21 protein-coding genes, 1 other RNA gene and 1 riboswitch are annotated in these 21,403 nt (G+C 40.5%); of the genes, 6 read left to right on the top strand and 16 right to left on the bottom strand.

Annotation, left to right across the window (positions count from 1 at the left end):
* Positions 1-16: 16 nt before the first annotated feature.
* From P9Q65_RS07330 to tenA, 7 genes are all read right to left on the bottom strand, one after another.
* Positions 17-2,248 carry a copper amine oxidase N-terminal domain-containing protein gene (locus P9Q65_RS07330; RefSeq protein ID WP_304508726.1) on the bottom strand — a complete coding sequence of 744 codons (2,232 nt, stop codon included), beginning with the start codon at positions 2,246-2,248 and terminating at the stop codon, positions 17-19.
* Positions 2,249-2,952: 704 nt separating this feature from the next.
* On the bottom strand, positions 2,953-3,801 hold the full coding sequence (locus P9Q65_RS07335; protein ID WP_304508727.1) for a YihY/virulence factor BrkB family protein: 849 nt from the start codon (positions 3,799-3,801) through the stop codon (positions 2,953-2,955).
* Between the two features lie 5 nt (positions 3,802-3,806).
* Positions 3,807-4,559 (bottom strand): SDR family NAD(P)-dependent oxidoreductase, encoded by a 753-nt coding sequence (locus tag P9Q65_RS07340; RefSeq protein WP_304508728.1) that lies wholly within the window; start codon positions 4,557-4,559, stop codon positions 3,807-3,809.
* A gap of 246 nt (positions 4,560-4,805) precedes the next feature.
* On the bottom strand, positions 4,806-5,834 hold the full coding sequence (locus tag P9Q65_RS07345) for an ABC transporter substrate-binding protein (protein WP_330695283.1): 1,029 nt from the start codon (positions 5,832-5,834) through the stop codon (positions 4,806-4,808).
* Positions 5,831-6,574, bottom strand: coding sequence for an ABC transporter permease (locus P9Q65_RS07350; RefSeq protein WP_304508729.1), 744 nt, complete (start codon positions 6,572-6,574; stop codon positions 5,831-5,833). The genes P9Q65_RS07345 and P9Q65_RS07350 overlap by 4 nt, the downstream gene beginning before the upstream one ends.
* Positions 6,571-7,326 carry an ABC transporter ATP-binding protein gene (locus P9Q65_RS07355; RefSeq protein ID WP_304508730.1) on the bottom strand — a complete coding sequence of 252 codons (756 nt, stop codon included), beginning with the start codon at positions 7,324-7,326 and terminating at the stop codon, positions 6,571-6,573. Before P9Q65_RS07355 ends, P9Q65_RS07350 begins: the two co-directional genes overlap by 4 nt.
* Positions 7,327-7,342: 16 nt before the next feature.
* Positions 7,343-8,008 carry a thiaminase II gene (tenA, locus tag P9Q65_RS07360; RefSeq protein ID WP_304508731.1) on the bottom strand — a complete coding sequence of 222 codons (666 nt, stop codon included), beginning with the start codon at positions 8,006-8,008 and terminating at the stop codon, positions 7,343-7,345.
* 234 nt (positions 8,009-8,242) lie between these two features.
* Positions 8,243-8,351: riboswitch (TPP riboswitch) on the bottom strand.
* A 166-nt stretch (positions 8,352-8,517) separates the two neighbouring features.
* On the opposite strand from tenA, the gene P9Q65_RS07365 reads away from it, so the two are divergent.
* A complete protein-coding gene (locus P9Q65_RS07365; RefSeq protein WP_304508732.1) occupies positions 8,518-9,270 on the top strand; it encodes a threonine/serine ThrE exporter family protein in 753 nt (250 codons plus the stop codon).
* 14 nt (positions 9,271-9,284) lie between these two features.
* Positions 9,285-9,788: a threonine/serine exporter family protein gene (locus P9Q65_RS07370; protein WP_304508733.1), complete on the top strand. Its 504-nt coding sequence runs from the start codon at positions 9,285-9,287 to the stop codon at positions 9,786-9,788.
* A 242-nt stretch (positions 9,789-10,030) separates the two neighbouring features.
* Here P9Q65_RS07370 and recR read toward each other — a convergent pair whose 3' ends face one another.
* The 3 genes from recR to dnaX form a co-directional block, all read right to left on the bottom strand.
* Positions 10,031-10,627 carry a recombination mediator RecR gene (gene recR, locus P9Q65_RS07375; RefSeq protein ID WP_304508734.1) on the bottom strand — a complete coding sequence of 199 codons (597 nt, stop codon included), beginning with the start codon at positions 10,625-10,627 and terminating at the stop codon, positions 10,031-10,033.
* A 15-nt stretch (positions 10,628-10,642) separates the two neighbouring features.
* Entirely contained in the window at positions 10,643-10,978 is a 336-nt protein-coding gene (locus P9Q65_RS07380) for a YbaB/EbfC family nucleoid-associated protein (RefSeq protein ID WP_304508735.1), read from the bottom strand.
* Between the two features lie 73 nt (positions 10,979-11,051).
* Positions 11,052-12,644: a DNA polymerase III subunit gamma/tau gene (gene dnaX, locus P9Q65_RS07385; RefSeq protein ID WP_304508736.1), complete on the bottom strand. Its 1,593-nt coding sequence runs from the start codon at positions 12,642-12,644 to the stop codon at positions 11,052-11,054.
* A 336-nt stretch (positions 12,645-12,980) separates the two neighbouring features.
* Here dnaX and P9Q65_RS07390 point away from each other — a divergent pair, with 336 nt between their 5' ends.
* The gene (locus tag P9Q65_RS07390; protein WP_304508737.1) at positions 12,981-13,322 is read left to right on the top strand and encodes a hypothetical protein; all 342 of its coding nucleotides are present in this window, start codon (positions 12,981-12,983) and stop codon (positions 13,320-13,322) included.
* An 86-nt stretch (positions 13,323-13,408) separates the two neighbouring features.
* On the opposite strand, the gene ffs is transcribed toward P9Q65_RS07390, so the two are convergent.
* From ffs to P9Q65_RS07415, 5 genes are all read right to left on the bottom strand, one after another.
* An RNA gene (ffs, locus tag P9Q65_RS07395) (signal recognition particle sRNA large type) lies at positions 13,409-13,672 on the bottom strand.
* A gap of 91 nt (positions 13,673-13,763) precedes the next feature.
* A complete protein-coding gene (tadA, locus tag P9Q65_RS07400) occupies positions 13,764-14,243 on the bottom strand; it encodes a tRNA adenosine(34) deaminase TadA (protein WP_304508738.1) in 480 nt (159 codons plus the stop codon).
* Positions 14,244-14,261: 18 nt separating this feature from the next.
* On the bottom strand, positions 14,262-15,587 hold the full coding sequence (locus P9Q65_RS07405; RefSeq protein ID WP_304508739.1) for an FG-GAP repeat domain-containing protein: 1,326 nt from the start codon (positions 15,585-15,587) through the stop codon (positions 14,262-14,264).
* A 165-nt stretch (positions 15,588-15,752) separates the two neighbouring features.
* Entirely contained in the window at positions 15,753-16,286 is a 534-nt protein-coding gene (locus tag P9Q65_RS07410; protein WP_304508740.1) for a spore maturation protein, read from the bottom strand.
* 4 nt (positions 16,287-16,290) lie between these two features.
* Positions 16,291-16,866 carry a nucleoside recognition domain-containing protein gene (locus tag P9Q65_RS07415; RefSeq protein ID WP_304508742.1) on the bottom strand — a complete coding sequence of 192 codons (576 nt, stop codon included), beginning with the start codon at positions 16,864-16,866 and terminating at the stop codon, positions 16,291-16,293.
* A 357-nt stretch (positions 16,867-17,223) separates the two neighbouring features.
* Here P9Q65_RS07415 and P9Q65_RS07420 point away from each other — a divergent pair, with 357 nt between their 5' ends.
* The 3 genes from P9Q65_RS07420 to P9Q65_RS07430 all read left to right on the top strand — a co-directional run bounded on the left by P9Q65_RS07420 (position 17,224) and on the right by P9Q65_RS07430 (position 19,643).
* Positions 17,224-17,484 (top strand): AbrB/MazE/SpoVT family DNA-binding domain-containing protein, encoded by a 261-nt coding sequence (locus P9Q65_RS07420; RefSeq protein WP_304508743.1) that lies wholly within the window; start codon positions 17,224-17,226, stop codon positions 17,482-17,484.
* 130 nt (positions 17,485-17,614) lie between these two features.
* Positions 17,615-18,427, top strand: a complete 813-nt coding sequence (locus P9Q65_RS07425) for an AAA family ATPase (protein WP_304508745.1) — start codon at positions 17,615-17,617, stop codon at positions 18,425-18,427.
* Positions 18,428-18,443: 16 nt separating this feature from the next.
* The gene (locus P9Q65_RS07430; RefSeq protein ID WP_304508746.1) at positions 18,444-19,643 is read left to right on the top strand and encodes a vWA domain-containing protein; all 1,200 of its coding nucleotides are present in this window, start codon (positions 18,444-18,446) and stop codon (positions 19,641-19,643) included.
* Positions 19,644-20,417: 774 nt separating this feature from the next.
* On the opposite strand, the gene P9Q65_RS07435 is transcribed toward P9Q65_RS07430, so the two are convergent.
* The gene (locus tag P9Q65_RS07435) at positions 20,418-21,359 is read right to left on the bottom strand and encodes an L-lactate dehydrogenase (RefSeq protein ID WP_304508748.1); all 942 of its coding nucleotides are present in this window, start codon (positions 21,357-21,359) and stop codon (positions 20,418-20,420) included.
* Between the last annotated feature and the right edge of the window lie 44 nt (positions 21,360-21,403).

Raw genomic sequence — 21,403 nt, forward strand, 5'->3', positions numbered from 1 at the left:
TTTCTCTTGCTTTTAATTAGTTGCTGCCGTTTAATGTTGCTGTTCTTGTAGCTGCATCCCATGTGATATCAGTTACGCCCAAAGCTACTGCCAAATCTCTCATAGGAAGGAAAGCTCTGCTGCTTGTGATTTCAGGTGCTGCGGATGCAGGGATTGCAGAACCGTTTACATAGATTGTTTTCTGTCCAACTGTCATGGAAATAATTCTCTGACCGTACAGAATTGTGATTGTTTTGTTTTCTGCGTTCCACAATACGTTGTTTGTGTTTACGCCAAGAGCCTTGGATACCGCTCTTACAGGAAGCATTGTGTAGCCAGCTTCACAGATGTAAGCAGGTACATCCAATTCAACTTTTTCTTCACCTGCAACTAAGTAAGATTCACCAATGGGTACTACTACTTTTGTTGTGAACAGGTTGTCCTGATCTCTACCGCTTGTTACAACGTTGATGAATGCTTCTTTTACTGTGCTGCTGTAATCGCAAACATCTTCAACAATCTGGTCGTCGCCGTCTGCTGCATAGATAGCCTGTGCATTGTAAGCAATGTCCATAGTTGTTTCCAAGTTCAAGTCATAAGCGCCTGCAGGTACGTTTCTCTGCATGAACAATTCGATATCTTTAATTTCTACGGTTGCTGCTTCATCAGATTCGCTCTTTACAGTAAATGCAAGCTCACCGTCTTCTGTTTTTTCATCTTTCAATTCCATATCGGAATCTTCATTTGCTTCGAAAGTTGCGTCATCTTCAAACTGAATCATGTCGCCTCTGTCTACTGTGAATGTGAATACAGAGTCTGTATCCCACAAACCAGCTTCAGCTTCTGTGATAGTGATAGGTGTTTTTACTTCTGTGTTTCTGTAGTCGATTACTACGTCGTTCTGTTCTGCCTTAACTGTGTAAGGTTTTACAAATTTTGCTACAGTTACTTCCTGGCTGTCAACCAAAGCGCCTTCAAAGCCCAATACTACGTCGCCTTCGAAAGTAGGATCAGCTACCAACTCTAACTGGAATGTAACACTTGCAGGATCAGTTTCCAATGTTGTGTTTACATCGTCAAATGTTCTCTTTGCAAATTCAAAGCCTGTGTAATCGCCTTTGTTGTAAGCTGCATCAAAAGCTGTTTCCCATTCAGCTGTGCCAACTGCTGCACCATTCTGAACGAAGTTTTCTGCTTCGATAACGTCTACATCTGTAACGTATACGCCTTCAGGCAATGTGAAGTCGAAGCCCTGTCTCATGGACCAAGCGCCGGGGAAGGATTCTTCTGCTGTTACTTCCAAAGTCATATGATCGGAATCATCTGTCAAGCCTGTGTTGTTTACGTCTGTACCGCTGTAAATTACGGGGATATCTTCGTCTTCATCAACGGAAAGAGTTACTTTGTAATCAACAACTTTTGCTACTTCTACGGAAGCTGTACCAACGTTTTTCGCTGTTACTTTGATTGTTGCAACATCGCCAACATTTGCTGTTGTAGCTTCTACTTTGATACCTGTCAAAGTAAATTCATCAGCGGAAGGTGCTGTAAATGTAGCTTCATTGTCATCAATTGCCCAGTCAGCAATACCAGCTACAGTTGTGTTTGTGAATTCGAAACCTTTGGAAAGCTTCAATGTGAATTCTGTACCAACTGCATAGGAATCATCTACTGTGGGTTCAATTTTCAAACCTTTGCTGTCAAGCTCAGCTACTTCGTCTACTGCTACGTTCACTGTTTTCTTAACGGAAACTTCGATGCCGTTGTCTAATACAGAAGCATAAACCAAGTCATCCGCTGTTACCATATCGGAATCTACAGATACGGTTGCAGTTTTACCAACATTAACACTTGTCATTTCGGAAGCCAGGTCAATTGCTACAATATCGTCTTCTGCAAGTGCACCTTCTAAAGTATAAGTTACTTCATCTTCTGAAAAATCTGTTGCTGTTACTGTAATTCCTACAGGTGCATCAACCAACGCTTCAAATGCTGCTGCATCTGCTGCTGTGAACTCTGCATTGTCCAAAGATACTGTTACATCAGCTGTAGGTGTAGCACCACCTGTTACCTGATAATCAGCATTTGTGACTTTTAACTGCAATTCAGGTGCATCGACAGCAGCGATCACGCCGTCAAAACCTTCGCCTTTTTCCAAAGCGTCGACTACTTTAGCTGTAGCGGTAACATCTCCTGCTGCAAACGCAGTTGCAGGAACAAGAGAAGTAACCATAGCCGCAGCCATTACGAAAGAAACTACTTTCTTCATCGTTACATTCCTCCTTAGATACTATGTACTTTTGTTCGTTGTTCGTTTTTCGTTGCATAATTATAAAACGAATGCATTTCAACACCTTTTAAAATGTTTCGCCGAAACCCTCTGTTAGACAATCTTTGCTACGCCGCTTCCTTATCACCCATTGAATAAAAAAACTTTGTCTCGCCAATCATCTCCCAGAACATTGCTTTGAAGCACCTAAAAGCGTTATTTACTTTGCCTGCTCATTATACGAAGCATCCAAGGAATTTACAATACATTATGTTAATCTGTAATGCAAATGTAATATTAGTGAAATATTACTATTGAAATTGTAATATTGAATTCAAATATATGGTTTTGATATAAAATATTTCCATTTTTAACGTTTATTATATGGAAATATTTTCATATAATGTCTAAATTATGATTTATTTAAAATTCAAACTACATTTTCTATAATAATGAATTTATAGAATATTATGGTAACCAATCGCCGTTTTTGCAGTTATTTTTCATCTGTAAAAACAGTAACCAATACTCATCTTAGAAAAATGCGTTTGTATTTTTATTCATTCATAAAAAAAACAAGATCATTCATGATTTTTAGATTGAAAAAAAGACGCTTTACAAGCAATAGCATAAATCTCTTCCTATTTTTTTGCACTTGACTTGACAATTCAAGCACAAAAAAAGCCCTGATGGGAAAAATCCAATCAGAACTCTTTTTCTTGATACTCGTTTCGCAGTGCCTGATTAAAAACCGCACCCATAAGCATAGCAACTACACTGGCATTTAACCAAACTAGAAAGGCAATAATGGCACTGATAGAACCATAAATCACTGAATACTTTCCAACATGATCAACATAATGGGCAAACCCAGCCGAAAAGAGCACCCATGCCGCTGTAGATAAAAATGCACCGGGAAAAACATATCGTTTTGGTGGGCGAGTATTGGGCGAAAGAAAATAAACACCACAAATTAAACAAAGTACCCCCAAAGCAATGGGTAAAAAACGTATTCTCGTCCATAAATCAATAAATTTTTCTGCCATAGGTACAAAAATACTCATAAACTCCAGTACCTCTTGACTAATAAGCAAAATCATCAACAATACAGGTATAAACAAAATAATCAAAATGGTAAGGAATACGATGCGCATGGTATGTTTCTGCATTTTTTCATCACCATAGATCCTATTAATTGCTGCTACCAAGCTACTCACTGCACGCAGAGGAAACCAAACGGTAAAAACCAAACCAAAAGTAAGCCATGCACCACTGCTGGTTTCTGTCATATGGGCAATGGTCAAATTAATGAGGGTAACCACATCCGCAGGTAACAATACAGATGCATCTCCCTCCACTGTGATCATGGGCAAATTTAAAAAACCTAAAAGGGAGCTAATAAAAATCAAAAAAGGAAAAATGGCAAAAATCAAATAATAGGTTAGAGATGCAGCTGTTTTTCCTATTTCATTGGCAAAATAGCCTTTCAGCGTCTCAATAAACACCCGATTCCAGGATCGGTTTCCTCCGGCTATCAAGTCCCTATCCTTCATAGCCTTCAACCCTTCTTTTTATGCTGAAAGTAGTATGCCGCTTTCAACAAAGTTTCTTCCCTCAAAAATTTTTCCCCAAAACGAGCCAGCTTCATGGCTACCCCCGGTATTATAACTACTTTCTTTGCAAACATGCCATCAATGGCGTACTTCGCCACTTCAATGGAGCGCATACCGGGAAGGGCAAACCTTACTCCCGCCCTATCGTTAAACCCTGTGTCCACAGGGCCTGGACAAAGGACAGAAATATGCACATTACTGCCATCCCTGCGCAACTCCTCATAAATTGCTTCTGAAAGCCGCAGCACATAATTTTTTGTTGCATAATATGTTGCCATCAGTGGCCCTGGCAAAAAACCTGCCGAGGAAGCTACGTTTAAAATATACCCTTTATCTTTCTTTCGAAACTCCTCCAAAAACAGCTTCGTGAGAATGTGTACCGCCCGTACATTCAAATTCAGCATATTTAACTCCCGCTCCAGAGGTACCTCCCAAAAATGCCCAAAGGCACCAAAGCCTGCATTGTTCACCAATATATCAATATCTTGCTCTCTTACTGCCTCATAAAGGGCAATGCACTCTTCTTTCACGGATAAATCTGCCGAAATAATTTGAACCTCTGTTTTTAAATGCCGTTTCACCAATTCCAGCTTGTTTGCGTCCCGACTTACCAAAATCAAATCATATCCCATACGGCTTAAAATGAGGGCAATATCTCTTCCGATGCCGCCGGATGCCCCTGTAACCAACGCCTTCATCCCATCACATCCTATTCCTATTATGATATCAAATTTCCAAATCATTTTGATTAAGCTACCTACGCTTTTATATTGTATTATACTGGTAATCAAAAAAAATATCAATTTTTTACCAAAATAAGCATATCCATTCCCAATACAAATAAACACTTTCTATTGAATAATTTATATTTCTCTAAAAAACCGCCCATAGGCGCTTTTACGAAAAGAGTCATTTCGTAAAGTTTACCCACAGGCGGCATCAAATTAATCAACCAAATTTACAACCAACGGAGTAACGTCCGTCTTTTCGGAAAGAATCCCTCTTTCATAGAGCCAATCCGCATTCTCCTGCCATACACTGACTTCTTGATGCAAGAAAGGTGCATCCGCAGTTTCCATTACCGGCAAAAGCGTTTCCATACTTTTTTCTTCCACAGTCTTAGACAAGGGGAAGTTTTCTTCATTTTGGTTATCTAACAAAATTTGCAGGCTTTCTTCAGGGTTCCCCTTCATATCTGCAAAACTTTTCTGGCATGCCCGCAAAAACTTCTGAATCTTCTCGGGATTATTCTCCACTGCATCCTTCCCCGCTAAAAGTACCAGCTCATACTGCTGAGGAACACCAAAATCAGTAGGGTAGAAGTAGTTGATTTCAAAACCATTTTCTTCAAGCTGTGGCACCTCATGGTTTACCATATTTCCGATTGTTGCATCCACCTGACCTGTGGTTAATGCAGTCATTAGGTCAAAGCCAACATCAATAAATTGGCAATCATCTGCGGAAAGACCAACATTCTCTAACATGGATTTTATCTGTTCTTCGGAAAGCACCGTTCCGGAATAGCCTATTTTCTTACCTTTCAAATCATCTGCACCGTCAATCCCGCTGTCTTTTAAAGCAACAACAACGTTTAAAGAGCTTTGTGTCAATGCACCAACGGAAACAATGGGTACGTTTTCCTCTGTGGCTGTTAAAATTGCATCCTGCAAATAATAGATGCCTAAATCCGCCTTGCCAGCAGCAGGAAGGGAAATCCCGTCATTGGGATTGGAAGGGAAATGAATAATCAAATTTAAGCCTTCCTCTGCAAAATACCCTTTTTCGATTCCTGTGTACAAAAAGCTGTGAATGGCATTGGGATACCAGTCCAAGACAATGGAAAAGTCCTCAAGCTTCGTACCATCCTCAGCTGTATCCGTTGTTGTACTGTCGTTGCTGCCGCCACAGCCGGAAACGCCCACTGCCATCACTGCCGTCATTAAAAACGCAAATAATCTTTTTTTCATTTTCATAATTCCTTTCTCCATTTAATTGTTTTATTTTCTATAATAGTAATTACCCAAACTGTCAGCATTGCAACAATGGAGAGCAATACCACCGGCGCAAACACCCCGGCACCATCCAGCTGGGTCATCATTCTTTTGCTGAAATAGCCCAAGCCCTTTTGTGCCCCCAGCCACTCTGCAATGGCCGCACCAATTACGCTGAGGGGAATGGCCATTTTTATGGCTGAAAAAAAATGAGGCAATGCCGTGGGCAATTTTAACTTTAAAAAAACATCTTTCGAGGTAGCACCATAGGTAAACAGTAACTCCTCCATTTCCCGTTTTGTAGACTTAAATCCATCAAATACCGTAATGGCAATGGGGAAAAATGTCATCAAAATGGTTACCAAAACCTTGCTCCAAATAGAATATCCAAACCAAAGGATAAATAAAGGTGCAATGGCAGTGGTGGGAATTGTCTGGGAGGCTACGATGATGGGATATAGTGCCTTTTCCAACTTTGGATTCCAATCCATGGAAATGGCTAATAATAATCCCAAGCCTACGGAAATGAAAAGCCCAAGGGCAGTTACACCCATGGTTGCGGGAAGATGTACCGTAAACAAGGGCACCCTCAATTCCCAAAGCCGCACCAAAATACCCGTAGGAGAGGGCAGTATATATGCCGCATCAATGCCCATGGCAACCCCTTGCCAAATCATCAATAAAATCAGCACCAATATAGCAGAAGGCAAGTTTTTTTTCATAGACTCACACTCCTTCTAAGCTTTCCAATCAAACTTTCCTTTAATTCAACAATTTCCCCCTGTTTCAAATCTCCACGATTTCTGGGATAGCCTAAGGGTACTTCAATGGACTCCATTTGGGTAAATGGTCTTGCATCCTGAATAATATAAATCTTTTTTGCCAGAAAAATGGCCTCCTCCACATCATGAGTAATAAACAATATGGTTTTGTGATAATGCACCCACTGCTGTAACAGCCATTCCTGCATATCTACCCTTGTGAGATAGTCCAAGGCACTGAAGGGTTCATCTAATAAAAGCATATCTGCGCCGGAAAGCAATGTTCTGGCAAAAGCCGCCCTTTGCTTCATCCCCCCCGATAAATCCTTAGGGTATTTTTGGGCATAATCAGATAGACCAACCTGCTCTAACACCTGAGATGCCCGCTTTCCTTGCTCCCCAAGGGGTATCTTTGCCAGCTCCATGGGGAGACAGACATTTTTCTCAATACTGCGCCACGGAAAAAGCAAGTCCTTTTGGGGCATAAAGGCACTATAATTTTTTATAGTTTCAATGGGCTTTTCGTCCACCAAAATTTTTCCTCTATCAGGCCGCTCCAAACCGTTAATCAGGCGAAAAATTGTACTTTTTCCGCAGCCACTGGCACCGATAATGGCCACCAGCTCCCCATCTTCCACCTGAAAAGACAAATCCTCCATCATCCCCTGCACGTCCCCAGGGTAACGGAAGGATACTCCTTCAAATCGTAGCATTACGCCACACTCCTTTTTAGTCCCCCATATCCATATGGTAGGCCATCTCCCAAAAATCTTTTTCATATCGGCAGCAATTTAAGAATACCTCTTTTAAATAATCTTCCTTTTTCACGGAAATATCCACACCAAGTTCATTTACCGCATCCATAATTTCGTCAACACTCCTGATGTATTCCGCAGAGGCATAGCCTGCCACCCATTCCCCGTAGAGGGGATGCTCCAAGGCTCCGGGAATCTTTTCAAGATTTTGCCCAATCATTTGATAGCTCCAAGCACAAGATAATACCGCCACCAATACATCCAAAACATCGCCTTTGTAGGCAACATCCAGCATATACGAAGTATAGGATTGATTTGCCAGAGCTGTTTTTGTAGTAGCAATTTCCTGATTGGTGATTCCCAAACGCTTCATATAAATTTTATGTACATCCATCTCTCCATCCAGCGTATCATGCACCATGCAAGCAAAACGCCGCATTAAAACCTCATCTTCCGCCTTTAGAATACCCAAAGCAAACACCTTTGCATACTGTAATAAATAGCGGTAGTCTTGTACCATGTAAAAACGAAAGCTGTCCTCCCTTAAGGTGCCCTCTCCCAATTCCTTCACAAAGGGCTGATTCAAATAGCCCTCCCAAATATCCTTTACTTCTTCATACAACCGATCTGTTAAACTCATTTTTTTCCACCTTTCTTTCATTTCTTATAGGCAGGGATTTGCAGAATCAAAAGGCATATTAATCGCCCTGTAAGCATTGCAAAATTATTTTAAGTTCTTTAAAATAAAAGTAATTGCTCCAACTGGGACAAGACGTACAGTATAAAATGAAATAACTGGGTTAATCCTGTCCTTGACAACTTGAAGAATCCGCTAAAAAAAAGCCTTTCCCCAAATAGGGAAAGACCTTATGCTTTCAAATTAAAATTGCTTCCCTCCGTTGGTGCTAACCACATCAAGTTCAAAGGGTTGGAAAACGAATTCCTCTCAGCTTTGATAAATCAAAGCACCCCCAGCCTTTTTATTAAGTTGTATTGATTTCATTATAGTATAAATCATTCACCTTGTAAACAAAATTATGGGTTTAAATAAACAATCTTACGAAAATTTTCCTTGCATTTTTTGAAAAAGAATTTAAACTGTAGGTTACACACTTTACAAAAAAATCCTTTTCAAGGGGGTATTGATAAATGGATGATAACATTCTTTTAAAATTTGCTTTAGATGCAGGTGAGATTATGCTCACCAGCGGTGCCGAAACACATCGAGTTCAAGACACCATGCATCGCATTCTATCAGTCAGCCATTCCAGCAATGTAGAAGCTATGGCAATGAGTACGTTTTTGATTGTCAGCATTCCCAGCGAAAAATCGGGTTCTCTAACCTTGACCCGTGGTATATATAACCGCTCGGTAAACTTTGGAAAGATCTGCGCCGTAAACGAGATTTCCAGAGCTTTTGTTTCGGGGCAAATTTCCTTGGAGGAGGGGTCAAAACGTCTGGAAGAAATCAGACATACCACCGCCAATTCTTCCATATCCCGTATTCTCTGCTCCGGTATTGCCTGTAGTGGCTTTACCCTGGTTTTGCATGGCTCTTGGAGTGATGCCATAGCAGCCTTTATTTTCGGTCTGATGATCGGTGTCGTTTTAAAATACAGCAGAAAATCAAAACTACCCTATTTTTTCACCTGTCTGATTGGTGGATTTATTGCAGGATCCGGTTCTGTAATTTTCCAAAGACTCGTTCCGACAGCAGGTGCTGATATGATTATTATTGGTAGTATTATGCCCCTGCTGCCGGGTATGACCATGACCAACAGCATTCGTGATATTATGGAAGGGCACTTAATCAGCGGCACCACAAAAATGGTAGAGGCTTTACTGATTGCCTTTTCCATTGCCGGCGGTGTAGGCTTTGGAATTACAATTTTTGGAATGTAAGGAGGAAATCGAAAATGACTTTTATTATTATATTATTTGAATCTTTTATGTCTTTTTGCGCCTGCATCGCATTTTCCATTTTATTTGATGCACCAAAAAAAGAATTGATTTTCTGCGGCATTTCCGGGGGCATCAGCTGGTTTTTATACGCATCGTTGGCACTGTACCTAACCCCCACCATGGCAACGCTGATTTCCACTGTATTTGTCACCGCATTTTCCAGGTTTGCTTCTTACCATAGGCAAGCCCCTTCCACCGTCTATCATATTCCCGGCATTATGCCTTTAGTCCCTGGTACCGCCATATACAATACCATGGCTTCAGCCCTAAATGGCACAGTTTTAGAAACCTATACCAATATATTATTGGGATTAAAGCTGGCGGGAGCAATCGGTGCTGGCTCAATCCTGATTTTAGCCCTGCCATATTCTTTTTTTGAGATTATTCCGAGGCGGCAAAAAAAGCAGAAAAAAATTTCTGCTTTTAACAACTTCAAGAAAAAAAAGAAAAGACCTTGAGGGCTTTGCCCTCAAACTCCCACAAGGGTTTCTGGTCATCACTTTTGCTTCGCAAAAGCCGACTTCGCCGTCTGCCCTATCTTGGGCAGTGAGTGGTCATCACTTTGCTTCGCAAAGCTGTCCTACGGACAGATGGCATATCTTTGCCATTGCCACCTTGACCGATAAAGAGGGGCAGACAATGTCTGCCCCTCTAAGAAATGAAAAGGTCTCCCCTTTACATTTTCCATTCTAATTTTTATCTACAATTCCCTTCTGCCTTCTAAAGCACGGGAAAGGGTTATTTCATCAACATATTCCAAATCTCCGCCTACAGGTACACCATTTGCAATTCTTGTCACCTTTACTCCAAAAGGCTTCAAAAGCTTACTGATATACATAGCCGTAGCCTCCCCCTCTACATTGGGGTTTGTGGCAAGAATGACCTCCTTTACGGTGTCATCCATACGGCTCACCAATTCTTTTAAGCGAATATCCTGGGGAGTCACCCCCAACATGGGAGAAATGGCACCATGTAATACATGATATACTCCATGGAACTCTTTGGTTCGCTCGTATGCCGCCATATCCCTTGGATCCTCCACCACCATAATCACACTGTGGTCTCTCTTTAAATTTGCACAAACGGGACAAATTTCTTCCTCCGTCAAATTACAGCAAACAGAACAATAACGAACCTTATCCCGTGCTTCCAAAATTGCTTGGGATAGCGTAGCAACTTCATCCCTTGGCATATGGATAATGTGAAATGCAAGCCTTTGGGCTGATTTCCCGCCAATGCCCGGTAAAGCCGCCAATTCCTCAATCAATCGTGTAACGGGATTTCCGTAATAATTCATAATATCCCTCTTTTATCAGAAGCCCATGCCCATACCGCCGGTCATTCTGCCCATTTCGTTATTATACATTTCTTCTACCTGACGAATTGCTTCGTTTACGGCAGAAATAATTAAATCTTCCAGCATTTCTACATCATCGGGGTCTACCACATCAGGGTTTAATTTTAATTCTTTGATTTCTTTCTTTCCTGTGATAACCACCTTAACTGCACCGCCGCCACTGGTCATTTCCAGTGTTCTATCTGCCAGCTCCTCCTGCTTTTCCTGCATTTGCTTTTGCATTTTCTGTGCCTGCTTCATTAAATTATTCATATTCATGCCGCCCATACCGGGAAAACCGCCTTTTGCCATATTGTATTCCTCCTAAGTTATATACATTAATTTATACTATTTTATAATAAAACACCTGCTTCACGCAAGCTTTTTACTCCTCAAAATCCGCCTCCGGGAAATAACTGCCGATGAGACTTTCAAATTCTGCATCTTCTGCCACATCCTCCGCCTTACCATAGGCTGACTCATACCACTGGTCGTATTCTTCTTTCGTAATTGTTCGCAGTTGAAAAGCCTTACCCACTGCCTTTTCCAGCAAAGTCTCAATTTGCTCCATATTTTTATGCAGCATATCCGTTAGTGCCGCATAGGCACAAATTAAATAGACACACTCATCGTCTTTAAAGCCAATTTCAACCTGCATCAATTGACTTTTCAGAATCACGTCGCCAACCTCACTACGCAACAGCGGCCATTCTTCTTTCAGCTTCTTTCGATCCTCCGGAAGGGCAGGTGGTTTTTTCTTAGGTTTTGGCGGTTCCTTCTTCTGTGCCTTATCTCCCACCACCTGTGTCTGCACCGTTACCCCCTGGGCAACTTGCCGTTCCAAGCCTGCAATTCTTGCAGCCAAGGCAGTTACATCCATTTGCGTCCATGGGGCACATAGGCGCAAGAGCTCAACCTCCAATAAAATTCTCTCGTTAGCACTGTAACGCATATCACTTTGCAAAAAAGAAAAACGCTCAATCAAAAAGATGGCTTCTTGAGGAGATAAAAATGCACTGCACCCTTTCAGGCGTTCCAAGTTCTCCCCAGAAATATCCAATATTCCTGTAGCATCGCCAATGGTAGTAACCATCAAAAAATTACGAAGGTGCTGTAAATATTCCGATACAAACTGCTTGATATCTCTGCCAGAATGCATCATCTCCTCTACCAGCTCCATCACACGATGGCTATCCTTTTTACCCAATGCCTTTGTCATCTCAAAAAGTACCGTTTGATCCACAGCACCCATAACGTCCAAAACCATTTCCAACGTTACCTTTTCGCCGCTGTAAAAAGCCAGACACTGATCCAAAATACTTAAAGAATCACGCATAGAGCCATCACCAAGCTGTGCAACGTATCGAACAGCTTCCAGTGTAATCTCCTGCCCTTCCTCCGCCAAATAGCCCCTAAGGGTTTCAGCAATATCATCTGTGGTAATTCTACGAAAATCAAAGCGCTGACATCGAGAAAGAATGGTAGCAGGCACCTTTTGAGGGTCCGTTGTAGCCAAAATAAAAATAACATGGGCCGGGGGCTCCTCTAAGGTTTTTAACAATGCATTAAACGCACTGTTGGACAGCATATGCACCTCGTCAATAATATAGACCTTATAATACCCCTCAGTCGGTGGATACTTTACTTCCTCTCGAATTTCTCTTATATTATCCACGCTGTTATTTGATGCTGCATCGATTTCTATAACATTCATACTTCTGCCCTGTAAAATTTCCTTACAAAGGGCACATTCATTGCAAGGTTCTCCATCTTCTGTGGGAGAAAGACAATTTATGACCCGAGCAAATATTTTTGCAGTAGAGGTTTTTCCCGTTCCTCTTGTGCCGCAAAACAAATAGGCATGGGAAACCCTCCCTGTTTTTATCTGATTTTTCAGGGTTTTTACAATATGCTCTTGTCCAATCACTCCGGCAAAGGTATTGGGCCTGTATTTTCTGTATAATGCCGTATAGGACATGGTCTCCCTCCTTTTTTATTCTCACGTCAGTATACCATATGGCAGAAAAAATGGAAAGCTTACCTAATCCCTGTACACTGCCACTATACTACGTATTTATTTAACAAAAGTCCTAAAATGTATTTTTTTGTAGAATTACTTTTGATGTAATTTTTTTCACAAATGCTATAATAAAAATAAAAGAGTTGTGTTTAAACTACATTTTACGATTGTTTTCCAGATTTATTCTTTTACTGATACAAATAGCGGGAAATGTGTTTTCACAACTGTGCTTTAGAATGATACGCAATGCTGCAACGGAAAATAACAATTCTATTTTCAAAAGGAGCATATTCTATGAGAAGTCAATGGGAGAATTACAATGAAGATCTTTTAGAGTATTTAACAACCCTAACAAAAAACAACTATATTTCAAATTTATTCTATAATACACCCTTTATTGTCATTAGCCACGCAATTTCCTCCATTCCCGCCGATGTATATTCATTAACACAATGGGAGGAAGCAACCTTTTATTTAATCAGAAAGAAAAAGTCCTTTGACTCCAGTGAAGAAGCAATTCATTTCCTTGCTGACCTCGGACAAACCATAACGGAATCTCCTTATGAATTTTTGGTACACAGCAATCTTAAAAATAAATCTATCCAAAAAGCCAAACATACAAATCTCATCCAATAAAAAAGGCAGTTATCAGTAAAAACCAATTTCTGCCTTTTCATATTCTTTGGACAAAGTCCAATATCATTTAGAATTATTATAGAAATCCGTGCATCTGTTTTTGTTACAACGCCCGACACGTTACCGTGTTCCACGACTCCTCTCCAGCACCCTTACAACACACAGAAGTAGACTGCTTAGTGCTGCTGCCTTCCGACCCTGACACGATTCACAGGCTCCTATTGCGTAAGACCAAAGCATCAACGCCACTTTCCACGGGCAGGCTGTCAAGCGCTGTACCGAGAACAGACATCACCCTCACTATAGCGGATTGTGAGTACAGGGCACCGCTACCTCCCCGGCTAGCACGGAAATATTACCGTTATTTATACATTGCAATTTATGTTCAAAAGAAACACTTCTGCAATGATGCTAAAATAGCCTTATCAGTATAACCGTTTTTTATTCCTCTGTCAACATAGGCCCACTGTTTTTCCGAAACCTTCTAAAAAATAACCGCATTAATGCACTACAATCTTCCTGCAATATGCCTTCTTCCACAACCACCTGATGGTTAAATTTCGGCTCATTTAAGATATTCAAGATAGATCCGGCACATCCGGCTTTGCTGTTTCTTGTGCCAAAAACTACCTTTGGTATTCTAGCTTGTACAATAGCTCCGGCACACATAGGACATGGCTCAACAGTAACAAAAAGAGTACAATCCTCTAACCGCCAATCCCCAACAACTGCCGCCGCTTCATTGATCACATCAATTTCCGCATGGCGCAAAGGATTTTTTGCAGTATTTCGTAAATTATACCCTCTGGCAATGATTTCACCATTTTGTACCATTACCGCACCGATGGGCACTTCCCCTGCATCAAATGCCTTTTTTGCTTCTTTTAATGCTTCTTGCATATATTTTTCAGAATCTGTCATTTTGCTTCCTTTCCAATCTTAAGAGGCAGGCTTTGAAAGAAATAAACTGCTTTCTCCATCTTCCCCTTCTGTGATATTCCAATAATCATCAATCCCGTCGCCATTCCAATCGCTGGGATAAATCGCTTGTCCATATTGAATGTCTTCATTTGAGGAACGAAGTCCCCGTTCCGTTAAGATATACCGAATGGCGGTTCCTGTAGCATCACAAATATAAACCTCTTTTACGCCATCTCCGTTTAAATCGCCGCTATATAAGGCGCCATACAAGCTTTCCACACCCAAATGGGTACTCCAAAGTTTTAATAATCCTGTTTCCAAATTATGATATAGATATAAGTCCATGCCATCAGTTAAAAGATATTCCATTTTTCCATTTCCATCCAAATCCGCAATATGGCACTGGGTCACTCTATGGCGCAAGGATTGCCGTTTGATTCTTTGCCAGCCATCTTCGCCCCATTCATAGGTTTCCATAGCCTGATCTGCAAACAAAAAAAGTTTTCCCGCTTCAGAGCCTAACGCTGTACAATCTTCGCTCTCCAGTGAAATTTCTTCCCGGGGCTGAAATCCGGAGTCATAAAAAACAACCTTTTCAGACCGCTTCACTTCGGCATCCTCTTCATCAGAATCCGTCTTATCTGCCAATAGCACCGCCAACAAATCATCCTCGCCATTTTCCACATAAACAGCGGAAACTGCCTCCAATCCCCTTTGGGGTGTTAAAGTACGCATCTTGCTAATCACACTGCCAGAAAGATGATATAATACAATTTTGCCGTTTTGAATGGATGCAGCAACACCCTTTCCATCTTCTGCCACAAAACCGTCCACAGGCAAACGCTCGCTTATTTGACGATACTGGGTATTTATGCCCGTCCAATTCTCATAAGCCTTAAAATTTCCATTTGCCAAAAAAGGGTTCCTCTCCCGTAAACTATAGGCTTTATCATCATAACCGCCAATATAATATACCCCTGAAAGCTTATCATTTAAAAAAACAAAATTCACTTCCCCTGCAGCATCTCCGTTGTAATGCAGCAGTTCTGCCGTTGCAGTGATACTCTGACTGCCCGAAGCAGATTTCAACGAATATCCCGCATCCTCAGAAGCACTGAATAAACGTGCATTCTCATCATCATCCTGAGGGATTTCAGCACTGCGAAACGTTAGACTGTCCTTATCATAGTTCCAATAAAATTCATCCATCACACCATCAATTTGTGCCATATATGCTTCCTGTTCTCCTGCAGATAAGCTTATGCTATCATCCGTTCCTTCTGCGCTGCAGCCCGCCATGCAAAATAAACACACACCAAGCAGCAGCAAAATCATTTTTTTCATGGTCTCATTCCTCTCAAAGGCTTATTAAGACTTCATTCCTATCATAAATAAAATGGATTTCCATTAAAAAAACGCATTTTAATTTCTAAAAATTTTTAGTGATTTCCACATTTTTTTGCGTCCTTTTACCCTTTATTATATAATAAGCCTTCTCATTTTTCAATTTCATTTTCCAAAGACCATTTCTACCAAGGCAACTGCCGCAATTACCCCGGCAAAATTAGCAATCAAAGCACAAGGTAATGTATATCGCGTTTTTCTTACTCCAACGGAAAGGAAATAAAGACTCATGGTATAAAACACCGTTTCCGTACAGCTCATCATAACCGAGGAAACTCTGCCTAAAAAAGAATCGGGGCCGAAATTTCTAAAAATATCCAGCAAGAGTCCCGTGGCAGCAGAGGAAGAAACCAGACGTATCAGGCTAAGGGGTGCCAATTCCGCAGGAAACCCTACCTGTTCTACTAAAGGCCGAATGAAATTTGTCATAATATCCAAAAGTCCACCGGCTCGAAAAACTTCCACCGCAACAATTAAACCGATCAAGGTGGGTAAAATATCAACCACCGTCTTTAAGCCCTCTTTGGCTCCCTCTAAAAAAGTTTCATATAGCTTTACCTTTTTTAGGCATCCAAAACATACGATAAATAAAACTGTAACAGGAATGATAAAATCAGAAATTATTAATAATGCTCGCATTTTCTCACCCAACTTTATCCATTATTTTTGCCATGACAATTCCAATAAGGGTAGTAATAAAAGTAGCCGCAATTCCTACCCCTACAATTTCTGCCGGTGCTGAAGATCCAAATTCCGTACGATATGCCAAAATATTCACCGTTACCAGCTGTAAGGATGACATATTAATGGTCAGAAACATACACATGGCCCCGGTGGCACATTCCTTTTCTTTATTTAGCTTTTGCAATTCCTTCATTGCCATCAGCCCGGCAGGTGTAGCCGCCCAACCCAAACCCAAGAAGTTTGCCACAAAATTAGTGGCTATGTATTGTCTGGCTTTATGATACCTTGGTACATTGGGGAATAAAAAATTCATAGCGGGTGTTAACTTCTCCGATAAAGCATCAATCATTCCCCCTTTTTCCGCTATTTTTAATACCCCTGACCACATGGCAACAACCCCGCCCATAGTGATTGCTAATTCTACGGCGCTTTTTCCCCCACTTATTACTGCTGCTGTAACCATATCCATGCGCCCTAAGGCCGCCCCGGTTAAAATTCCTCCTATAATAAAAAAACCCCATATCGCATCCAGCAATGTTTTCCGCCTCCTTCGGTTTCTATTTTTTAGTTTATGCTTGTACCCCATGTATTCATGCTTGGAGCCTTTGATAAATTCATCTTTTCGCTTTTGCAAACAAAAAGTCATCAATTTGCATAAGGAAACCCTAGACAACCCTTATTTCTGCATGATAAAATGAGAAATAGACAATTTTTCACACTTATTTTTTGATTTTGTTTGACATGCTCATATTTTAAAATAATAAAAGGTAATAAATTCCTTTTGTTACCAATAATTTTTTGTTGTATTTTGTCGAATTTCGTGATAAACTCTTTTTTAAGTTATAAATTTTTCGAGGGCTACGATAGAAAATACAATCCAGAGGTGAAACAGATGAAATCTACAGGAATCGTTCGTAAAGTTGATGAGTTGGGCAGAGTCGTATTGCCAATTGAATTGCGCAGAAATATGGGAATCGAAATTAAGGACTCTTTAGAAATCTTTGTGGAAGAGGATTCCATCGTTCTAAAGAAATACGAGCCTGCCGATATTTTTTCCGGAAGCATGGAAGAATTAGTCGACTATAAAGGCAAAAAAGTTTCTAAAGCAACGATCTTAGAACTGGCAAAATTAGCAGGCTTTGAACTGAAATAAACCCCAAAAATACCTAAAATACCGCTTTTCTTTCAGGAAAAGCGGTATTTTTATTGACAAGTGTATACTGTTTCTCATAAAATAAAGTTGTTATACTTAATTTGCATACGAATGAAGGGTGGATATCATAATGAATACAACATTTCAAGGCAGCAAGGATTATGTAGCAAGCGAAGAGTTAATGCGTTCCGTTAATATTGCCATTGCCCTTCAAAAACCCTTGCTTATTAAGGGTGAACCGGGTACCGGCAAAACAATGCTTGCGGAAGCAATTTCAGCTGCATTAGGAAAAAAACTAATTATTTGGAACATTAAATCCACAACAAAAGCACAGGACGGGCTTTATGTTTATGATGTGGTACAGCGTCTGTATGACAGCCAGTTTGGCAACGAAGGCGTAGATGATATTGAAAAATATGTAAAACTGGGAAAATTAGGTGAAGCTTTTTCTGCTGATGAACAAGTGATTCTGCTCATCGATGAAATTGATAAGGCTGATTTGGAATTCCCCAATGACTTACTTTGGGAACTGGATAAAATGGAATTTTATATTCCCGAAACAAAACAAACCGTGAAAGCAAAGCAGCGTCCCATCGTTATTATTACCTCGAATGCGGAAAAAGAGCTCCCTGATGCCTTCTTACGCCGCTGCATTTTCCATTATATCGAATTCCCTGATGAGCAACAAATGAAGGAAATCATCCATGTTCATCACAAAGATGTTGAGGAAAACTTGTTGGATCAAGTTTTGGAAACTTTTTATTGGATTAGGGATTTGTATAATATTCAGAAAAAACCCAGCACCTCTGAGGTAATTGATTGGATTCAAGCCCTGGTTCTTGGCGGAATTGACCCCGATAGAATCAAAGCAAAGGTGCCTTTTGCCGGAGTTTTGCTGAAAAAAAATGAAGATATTGATACCATGAGAAGATATTTAAAGTAAAAGCAGGTGATCCTATATGTTTACTTCATTTTTCTATCTGCTTCGCGCCAGAGGACTTAACGTTTCTTTAAACGAATGGATGTCCCTGATTGAAGCATTGGACATGGGGCTTCATGCCTCCAGCTTTACGGGCTTTTACTATCTTTGCCGCAGCGTTCTTGTGAAAAGCGAGGCGGATTTTGATAAATTTGATGGTGCCTTCCTTGAATTTTTTAAGGATATGGAATTTGCCACCGATGAATTGCCCCAAGAGCTTTTGGACTGGCTTGAAAACCCGAAAGATTTACCCGGCACAGAGTTTGATATGGAACGTGCCATGCAAAATGAGCGCTTATCCCAGTCAGAAATTCAGAAAATGTTCTTAGAACGGCTGGAAGAACAAAAAGATGAGCATAACGGCGGCAGTTACTGGGTTGGCACAGGTGGTGTTTCCGTGTTTGGTAACAGTGGCTTCAGCCCCCGTGGAATCCGTGTTGGCGGTCAAGGCGGAAAACGTCGTGCTTTTCAGGTTGCAGGAGAACGAAAATTTCGGGACTTCCGTGAGGATAACACCTTGGATACCCGTCAATTTCAAATGGCATTTCGTAAACTCCGCCAGTTTTCCTCTCGTACAGAGGAAGCAAGAACAGAATTTGATATTGACGAAACCATCCGTGAAACCTGTGACAACGCAGGCAATTTAAAGGTGGTTTACGAAAAACCCAGAAAAAATATGGTAAAGCTTTTGTTGCTTATGGACAGCGGCGGTTCTATGGAATATTACAGTCGGCTTTGCAGCTCTCTGTTCCAAGCCGTAAGCAAATCCAATCATTTCAAAGATTTGCAAGTATTCTATTTCCACAATTGTATTTACTCTAAAATCTATAAAGAGGCAGATTTACGCCCCCGCTCCATAATTACTACGGATTGGATTTTAAATAACCTCAGCAGTGAATACAAGGTTATCATTGTTGGCGATGCCCAAATGGAGCCCTCAGAACTGTTGGATCCCAGTTATTACTCCTACGGAGTAAGGGATGAAATTACAGGATTAGAATGGCTAAAGCGTTTTAAAGAAAAATACCCCCATATTGTTTGGTTAAACCCCTCGGAGCGACCGACTTGGGGCGGCTGGTGGACAAAAACCTATGATATCATTCATAAGGATTTTGACATGTACCGTTTAACGCTGGATGATCTGAATACTGCATTAAAAAAACTTATGGTTTCCAGATAACTTTAAAAAAAGCTGTACCAGCAATACTTGCTGATGCAGCTTTTTTTATTTCTAAAAGAAAATAACAAAATAAGGGCATATATCAACTTCTCGATATACAACCCTTATCTCTGCCCTTAAAAAAGGCTTATTCTCCAAATCAACTTTATTTCCCCACAGTTCTTCTCTTTCTGATATTCAATGTTGAACTCTTTTTATTTGTGAATTTCTTTTTGTCTTGTTTCAGCGTTTTTTAAGCAGTACTTTATGATTCCGAATAAAACCACAATACAATACCTTACAATAAAGAAGGGACAAATTGTGTCGAATCTCCAATATTACAGCGCACTGGCATTTCTCAGTACCGTATTTATTTTTATCGACACGATTCAGCTACCATAATCAAATCAAAAGCGGGAGGTCTTTCAATTTGAATTTTGCCCTTCTCTTCTTCTTTTGTACTATATCCGAATTTCCATAAGACATCTCACCCTTTTTGATAAGCTACAGTCAAAAGCAACAAAAGGAAAATTTTGTAGAGGGAGGTACCATAAAGGTAGGAAATCTCCCTTTTATTGCATCAACATAGCTTGCAATCGTGGCAAAAGTCTTTAAAATAACGAATTATCATTTATTATTGCAAAACAAACAAGAAGATTTTCCAACAGAATTCTTACAAAGAAAATTTTTGGCTAAATACAGTTGATGGAATATACCACTGCAAAAAAAGTGCTTCATCTGAGATTTAGATGTAACCATCTTCTTTTGCAGGGATTAACAGAGCAATAAAATCTTTTATGCTTCCTCATTGATATAACCGATATTTGTACGGATTACATCACATGAATGATGGAAATCTTTGAGTTCTTCCTCAGTAAGGTTCATTTCATACACTTCCTCAACTCCATTCTTGCCAATGACACAAGGTGTGCTGATAAAGATATCATTCTGACCATATTCCCCGTTGAGCTGTGTGCTACAGGGCATAACAGCCTTTTCATCGTGAAAAATCGTATGAACCAGACGTGCAAGGGTAGAAGCAATGCCATATTCTGTACAGCCTTTGCCCGCAAAGGTTACCCAGCCGCCTCTGATTGCTTCCGTCAAAACTGCCGCTTGATCTACTTCATACTTCTTATCTTTTGCAACAAGCTCAGCAAGGGGCTTACCATTTACTGTAACATGAGACCATGGAGCCATCTGAGAATCTCCATGCTCACCCATGGTATAAGCCACTAAGGATTTATGGTCAATGCCCATTTCTCGTGCTAAAACAGCTTTAAAACGAGAACTATCCAAGCCTGTTCCTGTACCCAATACACGGGATTTGTCAAAACCGGAAAGCTTATGCACCTGTCTTGCAATGATATCACAAGGATTTGTAATGTTAACAAAAATACCATTAAAGCCTGCGTCCACCACTTGCTTTACAAAGCTATTTACCATACCAATGGATACATTCAATTCATCCAAACGGTTATTGCTCTTTGTGATTACGCCAACGCTAATTACAACTATGTCGCAATCCTTTACATCTGCATAGCCGCCTGTACGAACTTCTACTCTATGGGGCAAATATGCCACACTATCTCTTAAATCCTGACACTCACTGATTGCTTTTTGTTCATTTGTATCTACTAAAACCAATTCATCAACAATGCCCTGTACCGCTAAGCTATAGGCACAATGTGCACCAACATGACCAACGCCGATAATACCAACACTTCTTGTCTTCATTTAAAAAACCTCCTAGTAAGAAATTATATTTAATGCTATTCCAT

The organism is Anaerotignum sp., from assembly GCF_030625865.1.
In the GTDB taxonomy this organism is placed as follows: domain Bacteria; phylum Bacillota; class Clostridia; order Lachnospirales; family Anaerotignaceae; genus Chakrabartyella.